Here is a 13,595-nt window from a genome sequence, read left to right as displayed (position 1 = left end):
TGATGTCATGACATCAAATGATGGCGAGATTTGGTGATAAATAGATTTGGCGCTGGTTTACAGCGCCATTATTTAAAAAAGAGTTTAAAAAAAAGAGTTTTTGAAAACAGAGCTAGCAAACTTTTATCTGGTAATTTCAGCTATCCATTTTGCCATTGAAATTCAACTCTTCCATTGCTCGTGGTAATGTCGCATGGAAGCTAAGGTGATTTTCAACCAACTGGATTCTGGCTCTGGCCAATGTTTTTAACGGCTGAAATGGAATATCACAAACAGCGATATATTTATCTTTTCCCACTTCATCGATAAAGCGTTGGAAAGCATGCAGCCCACCTGCATCTAGCACGGGAACGGCATCCCATTGCATGAGGATCGTCTGATAACTGGCACTTTCTTCCTTTAATTCTGTGAAGATACGTTCAGCGGCGGCAAAGAATAGCGGGCCATTGATACGAACAACCAGCAGAGCTTTATCGACATTGGTTTGTGGCAATTGACTGATGCGAGTCATATTGGCTATTCGACGCATAAACAGCAGTGAAGCTAATACGATACCGATCGTAATGGCGATAACCATATCAAACAGTACTGTGAGCGACATACAAAGTACCAGCACAATAATGTCATCCCTTGGTGCGCGGCGGATCAGATCGATAACTTTATGTATTTCGCTCATATTCCAGGCGACCATGAGCAACAAGGCGGACATAGCAGCCAGAGGAAGATAGGAGAGCATGGGGGCCAATGCCAGTAAAGTCAATAAGACGAGCAGAGAGTGAACAATGGCTGAAACCGGTGATGTTGCGCCGGCCCTGATATTTGCGGCTGAGCGGGCGATTGCGGCGGTAGCTGTAATACCACCGAAGAATGGCACGACAATATTTCCCAATCCTTGACCAATCAATTCACTGTTTGAGTGATGCTTCTTACCGGTCATACCATCCAAAACCACGGCACAAAGCAGTGATTCAATAGCGCCTAACATTGCCATTGAAAAGGCGGCGGGTAATAGGGCTGAAACCGTTGACCAACTGATATCAACCTGATGAGCATCCATATCAGGTAAATGCCACGGTAAAACAAATTGCGGTAGGATGGGTGGGATACCTTGCCCTTGTGTACCGTCATTCAATATATAACTAAATTCAGAACCAATAGTAGCAACATGTTGATCGAATAAGTTCATGATCCCCATCACAGCAGTTCCTGCAATGAGAGCAGGAAGATGCCCGGGTAATTTCAGCCCAAGCTTAGGCCAATAAATTAGAACGGCAAGTGTCGTCAGGCCAATTAGCGTATCACTCAAATATAGCGTTGGCAGAGCTTGAAACAGAGCCGCAACCTTATTGATATAATTCTCTGGCATATGTTCCAATCGCAGACCAAAAAAATCTTTTACTTGCATGGTTGCGATAGTTATCGCGATTCCAGAAGTAAAACCGAGCGTTACGGGTAGCGGAATATACTCGATCAATTTACCAACGCGGGCTAATCCCATCACCAGCAAAATAATGCCTGACATTAATGTAGCAATGAGCAAACCACTCAGACCAAATTGTTGAGAGACCGGATAGAGAATGACAACGAAAGCGGCGGTAGGGCCGGAAACACTATAGCGTGAACCGCCGGTTATCGCGATAACTATCCCGGCAATTGCGGCGGTGTAAAGCCCATATTGTGGCGCGACACCACTGCCGATGGCTAGCGCCATAGCGAGAGGGATGGCGATAATACCGACAGTAATACCAGCGATAATATCTTTAGTTAAACGAGCAAAAGAGTAAGATTCCTTCCAACAAGCATCAATTACAGCACTAAACGGCCGTATGCCGTTCATTCTACGAGTTTTCATCTGTGCATAAACCAAAAATATAGAGGGAAAAAAGTAATAAGGTCGTTACAACCAAATTGCAAGACCGAATTGTAAAAATAGTGCTTTTAGTTCAAAGCGATAGCGCTATAGATCAAACTTAATGTTAATAGCTTAACGTCAGGAAAGTGAAAAGTAAAAGGGAGAATAGTGTTCTTATCACCATAAAATAGGCTGAAACCGATTCTATTAAGTATCTATCCTTATTGGTGAATATTATTGAATTAACTTCATAAAGAATTTAATTAATATTTTTAAAATTGAAGCTATTTGGATTCACATAATTGATCACAATTTTTAATTGTTATTGTTAGAAAGTTAAATAATTAATTATGCATTCACCACAAGTATTGATTATGACTGAATTAAACTAGCTGTATTGAATATTTTTACGCAGAATGTTTTTTTATTTAATTTTTGGGTGTAATTTAACCAATGCTTTGATATCTCTTAAATATTAGATTAATAATTTGACAGATATAAGAACTCACCCTATTATTTAAGAATGAGATTGAACAAGTGAGTTGAAAATAGATAAGCTAAAAATATATACGTTAATAATATATGAATTAAAAATGTTTTTTTGTTTAGATAATATTTATTTTGAATGCTTTATTTAAAGTAGGGATTCCTGTTGGAAAATAACTTTTAGATAAGGTGGAAATATTTAAATGCATAAAATACTTATTATTGGTTCATCAAGTGAAATTGGGAATGCAATTTGCCGACATGCGGTTGCAAGTGGTTATCAAGTATTAGGCACTTCACGTAAACCGTGTAATGAAGAAATTTATTTATACCCTATGGATTTCAAGATGCATCGCGACGGCAAGGGAGCGAATCCCCGGGAGCATAGATAACTATGAGACCGGGGTGAGTGAGCGCAGCCAACAAAGAGGCAACTTGAAAGATGACGGGTATAGATGTTATGTCGGATAACAGTGTTAGAGAAGCTATTAGCATTGCCATTGAAAAAATGAAATGTATTGATGCGGTTATCTATACGCCGGCAATGTCATTGGATGGCTTATTACATGCTCAAGATATTGAGGGTTGGCATGATGTTTTTAATGTCAACTTATTTGGAGCAGCAAGAGTGGCAAAATATTTGCTGCCACATTTTATGAAGAATCGTAATGGCGTGATGCAATTTATTTCTTCTACGGCAAGTTTACGTGTAGAGACAGGCGCCATCGCTTATTCTTGTTCGAAAGCAGCCATGAATGCATTGGTAAAAAGTATCTCTAATGACTATGGTCGTTTTAATGTTAGGGCCTACACTGTAATGCCGGGATATGTTGATGGTGGTATGTTGCGTCATATTTCTCCAGAAAAGAAGATGGAATTCGCTAGAAGCACTGCATTAAAACGAATGGCAGATGTTAATGAAATTGCCAGTTTTTGTGTGGGGACGCTGAGTACATCAACTTATATCACAGGAACATCTCTTTGCATTGATGGGGGATTAAGTGGTTAGTGACAATATTATAAATCGTGATCCGTAAGTATGCGTTCATCAATTAGCTGGATTAGCGGGTTGGATTTATAATAAATGTATTTCTTCACTTGGTCTAATATTGCCAATCGTTTTAATGAGAAAAGATTATTGGTTATTATTCCAATGTTGGTTACGCTATTTTGAATAGAAAATGATGATCAGATATCTTTATTTTTATATCGTTTATGAGTTATTTTTTCTGGGTAAATGAGAGTCTATCCCAATAGGCATAATTGTTGCAGGCAGTTAGTCGGAGTGCGTTTTTCGATATATATTTTGCCGGAGGGTTTTAAATATTAATTTAATTGCTTATACCCTATGGATTTCAAGATGCATCGCGACGGCAAGGGAACGAATCCCCGGGAGCATAGATAACTATGTGACCGGGGTGAGTGAGTGCAGCCAACAAAGAGACAACTTGAAAGATGACGGGTATATATACCCTATGGATTTCAAGATGCATTGCGACGGCAAGGGAACGAATTCCCGGGAGCGTTTAATTTTTATGAAAGAAAAATAACAATTTGGAGGTGAAGAAAATGGTTATATTAGGTATCAGTGGCCTTCCTAATGCTCAACGTTTTCTGAGAGAGAATAATCCAGAGGTAAGTAAATTAGACGAACGTATTTGTCAGGGAGTCGATAGTGCGGCCTGTGTGATTATTGATGGAAAAATTGTTGCCGCGGCGGCGGAAGAGCGTTTTACGGGAGAGAAAGGAACAGGGCGGTTTCCTGCTAATGCCATTAATTATTGTTTAGTAGAAGCAGGTCTTACGCAAGACGATATACAGGTTATTGCCCACGGTTTTAATTATGATAATTATCGCCGATTTTTCATGTCTAATGAAGCGTTATTCGAGGAGGTTTTTAGTGGAAAAACCGTGATTAATGCATTAGCTGATAAGGGATGGCAAAATATTGAATCACGTTTTCAAGGGGTAGATCATCATTTGGCTCATGCTGCATCAACCTTTTATCCCAGTGGTTTCCCTTCTGCATTGTGTATTATTTCTGACGGTATGGGTGAAATAGAATCCCTAAGTGTTTATCTTGCTAAAGATCAACAATTCCAGAAATTGTACAGTCAACCAATTAGCTCTTCATTAGGAATATTTTATTCTATCTGTACCCGGTTCCTTGGCTTTGTATTTAATAGTGATGAATATAAAGTCATGGGACTTTCTGCGTATGGTAACCCTGAGCGATACCGCGATATTTTCAATGAATTAGCTCAATTTGATGTAGAGAGCGGAACGATACAGATAAACTGGTTACCGCAAACATTTGATAATGCGGAATATGGTTTTCCCGGTGCAATGGCACAACTTAGCGATATGTTTGGTTTTACGCCGAGAAGAGAAGATGACACTTTACTGGATGTTCATCAGGATTTTGCTGCCGGATTACAGGAAAAATTTACACTGCTGCTGAAACAGTTAGTGACCTATTGGCTGCGAAAAACGGGTGAAACATCACTCTGTCTTGCTGGAGGATCATTCTTAAACTGCAAAGCAAACCAAGTCCTTTGTCAGCTTGATGGTGTGGAAAACATCTTTATTCAACCGGCATCGGGGGATGATGGTTCTGCTTTGGGCGCTGCGCTTTTTGTGGCTGGTGAATACCACAATGGTGCAGATCCTTGCTTTAATCCTTACCTCGGTCCTCGTTTCTCCACCGATGAAGTCCGTAATGTATTATTCCGACATGGTGGCAATGCAGGAATGAAATGGCGTTATTTAGGGCTGAATGATGATTATTTTGCTACTGCGGCTAAAGATATTGCAGAAGATAAAATCATTGCCTGGTTCCATGATCGAATGGAATTTGGCCCAAGAGCACTGGGTAACCGTTCTATTTTAGCTCTGCCGGCAGGTGAAGAAATAAAGGACAGAATTAATAGCACAGTAAAATTCCGCGAGGCTTTCCGTCCATTTGCCCCGGCAATTCTAGATGAGGATTGCGACACTATTTTTGAGACACGTAATTTAATGCCGACTCGATATATGCTTTGCACCGCCAAAGTAAAACCAGAAATGATGAAGCTGGTGTCAGGTATTGTCCATGCTGATGGAACGGCGCGTATTCAGCTTGTTGAACGAGCTTTTAACGCAACTTTTTGGCGATTATTGAAAGAGGTACAGAAGATAACGGGTTATGGTTGTCTGGTGAATACTTCATTCAACGTTAGGGGACAGCCGCTTATTATGTCGCCGGAGGTTGCAGTAGATACATTTTTGAAGACTTCACTGGACAAACTTTATATTGAAGGGTTTATCGTATGGAAAGAATAACCCTGATGGCGTCCTGATTAAAATGTCAATTAATTAATTGATTTTGGGATAAAATGTGTGTTTTTACCATCTTAGAAAAATATCTGGAGATGATATTTGATTATATGGAAACACATCCTTATTATCAGTCGTGTCAGTGATAGTTCTATGCATTCCGCTTGTATTGCATTTGGAATTGAGAGATTACTTTTGGCGCTGTTAGCACATACTTTGAATTATGAACCTGATTTACTTGTCGAAAATATAGCACAAGCAGCCGCAATGATATTGGAGGAAAAATAACAGTGATTACAGGGTGTAATATACTTGGTCAGTTATTCATAAATTAGTCCATTGTATCGAGGTGATAAAATACTCATGGAAAATGTGACGGATAAATCATACGCAAATGTTGCGATAAATTGTTTTACCGGTAGCTTGACAAGATTACTTAATCTACAGGGTAAAGAGATTTTTGAGGCAGAGATCTTTGAAGCTGGCAATGGTTATCTATTTCGTAGTGGGTATGATGCACTGAATATGCCTGAATATACTTTTTCGGTTGAAACCGTTGGGCTAACTGGTGCCGCGACTTTGGGTACAAATATAATTTCATTACCGATAGATTACGCTCATTGGCGTCTTCAATTATATGAATTATTATGTCAGAGGAAGGGTGTCGTTGCTTGGGTTAATTCGGTACATTTATCTTATTCTGAGGTTTATATTAATAAACCAGAATATTTGCATGCTGTGTTGATCTCCGCTATTACGGATGATTATTCACAAGCGTGTATCTTTGATTCTTTGGTGGTTGATCGGGAATCCTATGCTTGTGAGGCATGGATGCCATCTGAGCAATTTTATTTAGCGCTTTCTGATAAAGTGCCCAATGAAACTTATGATCATATGGGTAATTTTTATATTATTGACTCACTGAAAGATCAGGAAGCTATACCGGTAAGGGAATTACTGACGCATCAGGCCGAATTATTTAATACCTTGCCTGAATATTATGACGCGTTGAAAAATTATGGCAAATTATGTCTGAACGCGTTTCAGCAGGCAGAGGAAGAAGCTTGCCGGGCGGCTAAAAGATTGTTTGATCATATTAGTGTATTGTATGTGATACCCAATTTGAATTTGTTAAAACATTCTTTAATTAGAGCTGATATTGCACCTTCTCTGATTGAACGTTGCACGGAATTGATTGAACACTGGAAAGTTTTATCTATTCTAGCGTTGAAATTTGAGGCTACATTATCACCGCAAATATTGGATAAAATAGCAGGGCGTTTTGATCATATTGAGAAAATAACTAATATAATGTGGGGAGAGTTATATCGGTATAAAGGTTAAGTTTGAATATTTCAATTGAGAAGGTTAGTGAGATATGATAGGGATTGCCGCTAGCAATAATCGTTTCTGTCACGACCGCCCCAGCACTATGAGCGATAAACTGACGAATATTTTTAGCTTGATCAGAAAGGCAGGCCCGATCCAACGATAATTGGATTTTTTATCTCCATGCCTAAAACACCATAGGTTGGTTCAATCACTTGATTTTCCATCGTAGCTCCACAAATTACCCATTCAAACAAACTTGCTATTAACCCGCCTTTCCATTCAATAGAAAGGCGGTACATCCTCAAAAGGCGCTCAATAGCTACTCAACTGCAAAATTCCTGAAAATCTCGCCAATTTGCCGAGGATTAGCCGTCGTTTCAAAGTACCGAACTCAGTACAGCCGGAGGATAGGATGCTGAATAATTCAATAAGTTATCGCCTATAGTAGGCTTATTTGATCTGGCTATATCAAGGGAAGCAGGTTGTTTTCCTCAAGTTCATCCAAACTATCCACAAATGCCAAATAAACGCTTTCCAGATGAGTGTCATCATGCGCATCAGAGATAAACCAGCAACGCCATTCCCAGATATAAACCCCTCTCACCAGCATAGATGGCTTTTATCAGCCCGGCGATACCTGATGCACAATCAGCATGACCAAGATTGGATTTAATCGAACCTAAAGCACACGATCTGGCCGATACGTCGGCAAATACTCGCCCTAGTGCTCGTAATTCAATCCCATCACCAACAGGTGTGCCAGTCCCATGTGCTTCAATCAAACCAATCTGCTCAGCTCGGACATCAGCCGCAGCAAGCGCACGACGGATCACCTGCTCCTGACCTGAAACACCCGGAGCGCTATAACCCGCTTTGACCGCCCCATCGTTGTTGATTGCCGATCCTTTGATAACCGCTAAAATCGGCTCGCCATTAAGCAGAGCATCCTCCAGACGGCGTAAAACCACGAACGCGGTGGCATCAGAGAAAATCGTACCGTCAGCTTTCTCGTCGAATGCACGAACGCGTCCCGTCGGGGATAATATTCCCCCTGCATGGTAAACATAGCCAACATGAGCGGGATACCTGACGCAAACACCACCCGCCAACGCCATGTCACTTTCACCTAGCAACAAGCTGTTGCAAGCCATGTGCACAGCAACCAGCGAACCTGAACAAAAAGTGCCAACACTGATAGCAGGTCCTAAGCAGTTGAGCTTATACGCCACACGCGTTGCCAAAGCATCTACAGAACTTCCGCCAAATAGCAGCATGGTGTCAGCAGGAGAATGGTTCTGCGTCGATATATCGGTTTGCCAGGTACTCTGGCGAGAACCGACAAACACTGAACAGATCCCTGCGTCTGCTCCGCTGGAATAACCGCTAAGTTCAAGTGCCTCATGACAAACCTCCAGACAAATCCGTTGCTGAGGGTCCATTTTAGAAACTTCTCTCGGCATCATTTGAAAATAGCTGTAATCAAATGCCTCTGGCGCTTGAAGGTACGCACCACGCGGAACGTAATGCAATCCGGTTTCATCAGTATTAACGCCCTGATCGTGAAGTTCTTGATTGGTATAACTCGAAATCAGTTCTCGTTTCCCTAAGATCGCATCCCAAAGATATTGACTCGAATCCGCATTAGGAAAACGTCCAGCTATGCTGGTAATCGCAATATCTGTTGAATAATGCATTTGTGTTTTTGATTTCATGCTAATTTCCTTGCCCGAACATGTTGGTCTTGCTGATCCGCGCTAGAGTACATCACCTTGATTGTGCTTTTTTCTATTTGCATCGTTTTTTCTCTACTTGCATAGAAAGAGACACCACGGTGCTCGATTCGAAAAGATCAACCATAGATACCGCAACATTAAAATGAGCATTAACCTGTCTCACCAACTCCGCCCCGACCAGTGAATCTCCCCCTAAATCGAAAAAGTTCGATTCATGATCAACAGGGCAGCGCAGTACACCATGCCAAATGGCTGTTCAATTCCAAGTTCTCCAATTATGTCTAACCAAAGATCCATTAAACGAGGTGGTAAAATCTGTAGATGGCAATCTGGTCTGGAAGAAATAGTGACCTCCATCGTATCAGCATAGATCTCTATATCCATGCTCAATGGTATCTCTTGCGCATCTTGATCCGGTTTCCCAATATCCCACAAAATGAGGACTGACCCACAACAGCATATTCAGGCTACCTTTCCTAAAAACAGCCGCTAGCGCCTTTAACCAACCACCTAACAACAAATCTGCAACACTGACACGATGGCGTTTGGCCAAAAGGCGTATCCTATTTAAGGCGTCGCCATCAAGCTGCTTGACTTCTGTGACGGTCTCAGACAATCGGCTAATGGGTAGTGACGCAACACTCCGCCCACCGAGAATATTCAAGGTAGGTTGTTCAACTTGTTGTTCACCATCAGGGATAACAGCTTTTACGATTTTCCGATGTCGATCATACAACTCAGCACAAAATTGCTCATAATTTGTGGCATTCTCAAGTGCAAGTGGCTGACCACTCACTGATATTCGGTATGCCTTTGAAAGATCTCGCCATAAGATCCTACTGGAAATACCATCACAAACTAGGTGATTGAATATCAATACTAATCTTTGATCATGTGCACAATTTCCATTAAACAGGCAGTAACGCAATAACGGCGGATTTGCCAAATTCATGGCAGCTCTAACCTCAGCAATGTAGTTTGTTATTAAGCGCCGGCGATCACATGGACTATCGGTTTGCTCTCTGACTTCAAAAGTTTGATGCAATAATTCACTACTAGGCGGCACGAAATCCATCTTCATATCCATCCCGCTACCGACAAACCGTGCTCTCAGGACAGAATACTTATTTAATAGATATTCAATTGCTACCTTAAGGTGTGCCGGTTCCAATCGTTCCAAGGGCATTAATACTTCACCGACACATAATTGATCAACTTTCAGCGAATATCGCAAATCATATAATTGCCCTAATTGAACACGCATAATATTCACCTTTCCATTGCAAGCCCTGCGGGCAGAAACGAAATTAAGACGTTGTGTAGACTCCGTATTTTTCTGTATATAAACTAGTGGGATAACACAACGTTTACTTTTAACTACCAGAGAAAGCGAGCATGCAAAGTAAAAAAACGGGAATTGATAGCCCGGATACCCTGCATATACCCTATGGATTTCAAGATGCATCGCGGCGGCAAGGGAGTGAATCCCCGGGAGCATAGATAACTATGTGACCGGGGTGAGCGAGTGCAGCCAACAAAGAGGCAACTTGAAAGATGACGGGTATAGAATGATAATTAGCGTCATTTACTCAGATACTAAAAACACAGTAACGATTTTAAAAGTAGCAATAAAAAAACAAATCTCCACGAATCAATCCAGATATTTGAGCTGGACCAAAATAATTAATACATTATTACTATCAAATAAGTAATCTGGTTAACGTTTTGTTTTAACCATACTGGCACTTTTCGGCTTTTATGAACTCTTCTACATGATGAAGAAAGGAGGCAGCCCAGAATACTGGGTCGAGGAACTTACCCAACTAGCCGCCGGTGTGTTAGGCCAGGGAACCAGTGAAAATGCAGCTCCCTTATTCAACCATTAACTTCCTATTAAGAAACGATGAGTACAATCAATCCGGCTCACCTATTTTACTGACGATGAATCACGGCATGAGATACATCACTCTGTGAGTGAGCGGCGAAAATTGAACCACACCAACGCCGCCATCATCAGAAGAAACAGGGACGCAGCACCCATCACAGAAAAAACAGCATCGTCAAACGCTGACTTAGCAAGACTTACCAAAGCCTGCCCCGCATCCGGTGCCATTCCTTTAGCCGCAGTCAACGCGCCATCAATACCATCTTTAGCTGCATCGTAGATGGGGGAATCTACTGGAATTTCAATAAAATAGCTATAGATGACTGACATAATACTGCCCATGATGGCAATGCCCAACCCACCGCCCAATTCATAGGAAACCTCTTCAACGGACGCCGCCATTCCTGCCCGATTAGGCGGTGCTGCCTGCATGATAGTACTGGATGCCGCGGTCATTGTTGCTCCAAGACATGTCCCGAGCGCAAAAAAGCAAACTATCTGCAAAGGTAGCGGCGCTGAAAAACTCGCCATGAGCGCCAGTATGGCAATGGCATACATCAGCAACGAGGTTATAAGGAAGCGTGCACTCCCTAAGCGAGGAAGAACCCAACCACTCACAGGACTTGCGACAATCGCGCCCAATGAGAATGGCAGAAAATAGAGCCCGGATTGCAAAGGCGTTAATGATAATACCAGTTGCAAACGCTGGCTTAACACCAGATTAAGGCCCATCAAACAGGCGGAAGCCACTAGCCCGGCGATAACCGCGGATGAGAAAGCTGGGCTTTTGAACAGGTCAAAATCAATCAACGGATGCACACTGCGTTTTTGCCGTCGAATGAACAACGTCAGAAAACCTATCGTCAGGGTGGAAGTTATCAATATTCCGATATAAGAAGGCTCCCGTTTGGCAAATTCTTTGATGGCATAGGCGAAGCTTATCAAGACAACCATGATCTGCAATGAGCCAATAAGATCCCACGGGTGAGACGAATCTGTTTTCGCTGTTGGGACAAACAACCACGACAGAATGAGTGTCAAAATCACCAGAGGAACGTTGATCAGAAACACTGATCCCCACCAAAAATATTCAAGCAATACGCCGCCAATCAGGGGACCTATTGCCGCGCCGCCAGAAGCAACCGCTGTCCAAATCCCAATGGCAAATGATTTCTCATCTTCATCTTCGAATGTCAAAGCGATAATCGACAGTGTGGCAGGCATCATGATTGCCGCCCCAACCCCTAATAATGCCCGAGAAACCACCAACATTTCTGGCGAATAGGAGTAGGCCGCTATCAAGGATGAGAAGCCAAAGATGATGAGACCATAAACAAACAACCGTTTATGCTCGATACGATCTCCCAAGGTACCCGCGCCTAGCAACAGCCCAGAGACGACAAGAGGATAGATATTCACTATCCATAACTTTTCCGTTGTATTCGCCCCCAAACTGTGGGTCAGACTCGGTAACGCGGTATATAACACGGTCATATCGATAGCAACCAGCGATAACGCGACTGAAACAGCAGTGAGCACCCACCATTTTTTTATCGTATTCATTTCATTCATTTTTACTGCCTATGTCATCTCCAGGAAATCTGGCGTCATTTAGACGCCATAATTATCATATTCTTGCAATAAATTGTTAACGTTAACGCTAAGAGTGATATCACGTTTCAACTTTTTGTTTAATTCCGTTTCCGTTACCCCCTGAATAGTGCCTTGCCCAACGAGCTTCTCCACTCGACTACGTGACAATGCGAGCTTTTTGGTCAAGATTGAGATCACACATCTAAGACTTTTTTCTGCGCATTAACCCTAAAAGTGCCGGCTGGATAAAACGCCTTTTTTACTTCACAGCCAGGGCAACGTTTCAAAATGGCCTGATAACCTACGGGCCTTACTAACCAGATAACATTTCTATTTGTCATGATAGATCCACGTTTAAATTGGTTAAGTTAGTTACTAGTTACGGTTAAATTGGTCAATTTCAGATCTGATTTTGATGATATTCTATAACATCAGATCTTGAAACCCTTTATCAATTCGTTGCTTAGGTGATATTGATGTTTATGTTTTGCAGATCTCGTTACAGTACACAGCATTCAGATAACAGAAGACTTTGACTTGAATTGCCATAAGCCTGCAAGCAGTGTCTTTTCTGGACAGTTTTTGCATCAGGCGCTGTTCATTTGGGGATATCATAGACATAATTCGAGCCGGTTAGTGTTATGTGTTGATTTAATGATTACTTAAATCGTTCAAACCAGATTGTATTTCCTCAAATGGGGAGACTATTTTGTCGAGCTGTTTCATATCATTAATTATTTCAATTAATACGTTTCGCTATTTTTTTCATAAAAAATATCATGAAAGGGAAAAAGAATGAAACCCAAAAAACTAGAAATTAAAAGATTAATGTTGCACCCTCTAAATAACTTTTTATAATTATGATACACCCTATTTTATTATTCTCTGTTATTCCTATAGGAAAATGAATTAAAAAATATTTTCATTTTTTTGAGCAACTGCCACATATACTGACAGCAATGATTTCGTGTTACTGTTTCACGCAGGGATTGCCACAGGCGTTCAATTTTATTCAATTAGGGTGAATAAACAGGTAATTTTTTTCATCTGGCGTCGTTCATTGCAGAGTATGGGGCTATGACCGGGATAACTCAGTCCATTTAGTAGTTTGAGATTATTTTGCAATTGTTCAGGTCGCAAAAATTGGACTAAGCTCCCTCCAAGTGATCTACTATTTTGAAAAGTTATTATAAGGATTTATTGAATGAATAATCGATTTAATAATCTTCATGAATATTTCTCACATAAAGAAGACCTTGATTTCCCTGATTTAAATTTTTTATTAATAAATTTTGTTGATATGAAAATTTTATTTTGCTATTTTAAAGACACTAAGAATGGAAAGGGAATTATATTTATGAGCGCCGGGTTACATTAATGCTTCTGAGCTGAAAGTTCA

The 13,595-nt window shown here is 41.1% G+C and carries 14 protein-coding genes and 1 pseudogene; 7 read left to right on the top strand and 8 right to left on the bottom strand.

All coding sequences use genetic code 11. From position 1 onward, the window contains the following. Positions 1 to 136 precede the first annotated feature (136 nt). Positions 137 to 1,852, bottom strand: coding sequence for a C4-dicarboxylic acid transporter DauA (dauA, locus tag AAC155_RS01050; RefSeq protein ID WP_113040675.1), 1,716 nt, complete (start codon positions 1,850 to 1,852; stop codon positions 137 to 139). Positions 1,853 to 2,650: 798 nt separating this feature from the next. On the opposite strand from dauA, the gene AAC155_RS01045 reads away from it, so the two are divergent. From AAC155_RS01045 to AAC155_RS01020, 6 genes are all read left to right on the top strand, one after another. After that, the gene (locus tag AAC155_RS01045) at positions 2,651 to 2,809 is read left to right on the top strand and encodes a hypothetical protein (RefSeq protein ID WP_158536462.1); all 159 of its coding nucleotides are present in this window, start codon (positions 2,651 to 2,653) and stop codon (positions 2,807 to 2,809) included. After that, entirely contained in the window at positions 2,781 to 3,347 is a 567-nt protein-coding gene (locus AAC155_RS01040) for an SDR family NAD(P)-dependent oxidoreductase (protein ID WP_113040674.1), read from the top strand. Before AAC155_RS01045 ends, AAC155_RS01040 begins: the two co-directional genes overlap by 29 nt. Before the next feature lie 400 nt (positions 3,348 to 3,747). Beyond that, a complete protein-coding gene (locus AAC155_RS01035) occupies positions 3,748 to 3,888 on the top strand; it encodes a hypothetical protein (protein WP_158536461.1) in 141 nt (46 codons plus the stop codon). A 19-nt stretch (positions 3,889 to 3,907) separates the two neighbouring features. Further along, a complete protein-coding gene (locus tag AAC155_RS01030) occupies positions 3,908 to 5,659 on the top strand; it encodes a carbamoyltransferase family protein (RefSeq protein ID WP_113040673.1) in 1,752 nt (583 codons plus the stop codon). 96 nt (positions 5,660 to 5,755) lie between these two features. Then, positions 5,756 to 5,941: a hypothetical protein gene (locus tag AAC155_RS01025; RefSeq protein ID WP_113040672.1), complete on the top strand. Its 186-nt coding sequence runs from the start codon at positions 5,756 to 5,758 to the stop codon at positions 5,939 to 5,941. A gap of 75 nt (positions 5,942 to 6,016) precedes the next feature. Beyond that, positions 6,017 to 6,997 (top strand): hypothetical protein, encoded by a 981-nt coding sequence (locus tag AAC155_RS01020; protein WP_113040671.1) that lies wholly within the window; start codon positions 6,017 to 6,019, stop codon positions 6,995 to 6,997. Positions 6,998 to 7,542: 545 nt separating this feature from the next. On the opposite strand, the gene AAC155_RS01015 is transcribed toward AAC155_RS01020, so the two are convergent. The 3 genes from AAC155_RS01015 to AAC155_RS01010 all read right to left on the bottom strand — a co-directional run bounded on the left by AAC155_RS01015 (position 7,543) and on the right by AAC155_RS01010 (position 9,982). Beyond that, positions 7,543 to 8,697, bottom strand: coding sequence for a beta-ketoacyl [acyl carrier protein] synthase domain-containing protein (locus AAC155_RS01015; protein ID WP_229015746.1), 1,155 nt, complete (start codon positions 8,695 to 8,697; stop codon positions 7,543 to 7,545). Positions 8,698 to 8,770: 73 nt separating this feature from the next. Beyond that, positions 8,771 to 8,968, bottom strand: a complete 198-nt coding sequence (locus AAC155_RS24355; RefSeq protein WP_113040670.1) for an acyl carrier protein — start codon at positions 8,966 to 8,968, stop codon at positions 8,771 to 8,773. Positions 8,969 to 9,079: 111 nt separating this feature from the next. Further along, complete coding sequence (locus AAC155_RS01010; RefSeq protein WP_158536460.1) at positions 9,080 to 9,982, bottom strand: condensation domain-containing protein; 903 nt, start codon at positions 9,980 to 9,982, stop codon at positions 9,080 to 9,082. 244 nt (positions 9,983 to 10,226) lie between these two features. On the opposite strand from AAC155_RS01010, the gene AAC155_RS01005 reads away from it, so the two are divergent. Beyond that, the gene (locus tag AAC155_RS01005) at positions 10,227 to 10,430 is read left to right on the top strand and encodes a hypothetical protein (RefSeq protein WP_146748033.1); all 204 of its coding nucleotides are present in this window, start codon (positions 10,227 to 10,229) and stop codon (positions 10,428 to 10,430) included. 251 nt (positions 10,431 to 10,681) lie between these two features. On the opposite strand, the gene AAC155_RS01000 is transcribed toward AAC155_RS01005, so the two are convergent. From AAC155_RS01000 to AAC155_RS00985, 4 genes and pseudogenes are all read right to left on the bottom strand, one after another. After that, positions 10,682 to 12,175, bottom strand: a complete 1,494-nt coding sequence (locus tag AAC155_RS01000; RefSeq protein WP_392392041.1) for an MFS transporter — start codon at positions 12,173 to 12,175, stop codon at positions 10,682 to 10,684. A gap of 39 nt (positions 12,176 to 12,214) precedes the next feature. Then, positions 12,215 to 12,382 carry a hypothetical protein gene (locus tag AAC155_RS00995; RefSeq protein ID WP_158536459.1) on the bottom strand — a complete coding sequence of 56 codons (168 nt, stop codon included), beginning with the start codon at positions 12,380 to 12,382 and terminating at the stop codon, positions 12,215 to 12,217. An 8-nt stretch (positions 12,383 to 12,390) separates the two neighbouring features. Beyond that, on the bottom strand, positions 12,391 to 12,537 hold the full coding sequence (locus AAC155_RS00990; protein WP_158536458.1) for a hypothetical protein: 147 nt from the start codon (positions 12,535 to 12,537) through the stop codon (positions 12,391 to 12,393). A gap of 537 nt (positions 12,538 to 13,074) precedes the next feature. Further along, a pseudogene (locus AAC155_RS00985) lies at positions 13,075 to 13,233 on the bottom strand (IS630 family transposase); the annotation flags it as partial. Positions 13,234 to 13,595 lie beyond the last annotated feature (362 nt).

Source organism: Photorhabdus sp. HUG-39 (assembly GCF_963878365.1).
Lineage (GTDB): Bacteria > Pseudomonadota > Gammaproteobacteria > Enterobacterales > Enterobacteriaceae > Photorhabdus > Photorhabdus kayaii.
Note: the sequence above shows the minus strand (reverse complement) of the source record. Positions and strands in the feature narration are given on the sequence as shown.

Excerpts from the sequence above, each read along its gene's own strand:
- AAC155_RS01045 (WP_158536462.1), top strand. The coding sequence starts at position 2,651 with ATGAAGAAATTTATTTATACCCTATGGATTTCAAGATGCATCGCGACG.
- AAC155_RS01015 (WP_229015746.1), bottom strand. The coding sequence starts at position 8,697 with ATGAAATCAAAAACACAAATGCATTATTCAACAGATATTGCGATTACC.
- AAC155_RS00990 (WP_158536458.1), bottom strand. The coding sequence starts at position 12,537 with ATGACAAATAGAAATGTTATCTGGTTAGTAAGGCCCGTAGGTTATCAG.
- AAC155_RS01020 (WP_113040671.1), top strand. The coding sequence starts at position 6,017 with ATGGAAAATGTGACGGATAAATCATACGCAAATGTTGCGATAAATTGT.
- AAC155_RS01030 (WP_113040673.1), top strand. The coding sequence starts at position 3,908 with ATGGTTATATTAGGTATCAGTGGCCTTCCTAATGCTCAACGTTTTCTG.
- AAC155_RS01000 (WP_392392041.1), bottom strand. The coding sequence starts at position 12,175 with ATGAATGAAATGAATACGATAAAAAAATGGTGGGTGCTCACTGCTGTT.
- AAC155_RS01040 (WP_113040674.1), top strand. The coding sequence starts at position 2,781 with ATGACGGGTATAGATGTTATGTCGGATAACAGTGTTAGAGAAGCTATT.
- AAC155_RS01010 (WP_158536460.1), bottom strand. The coding sequence starts at position 9,982 with ATGCGTGTTCAATTAGGGCAATTATATGATTTGCGATATTCGCTGAAA.
- dauA (WP_113040675.1), bottom strand. The coding sequence starts at position 1,852 with ATGAAAACTCGTAGAATGAACGGCATACGGCCGTTTAGTGCTGTAATT.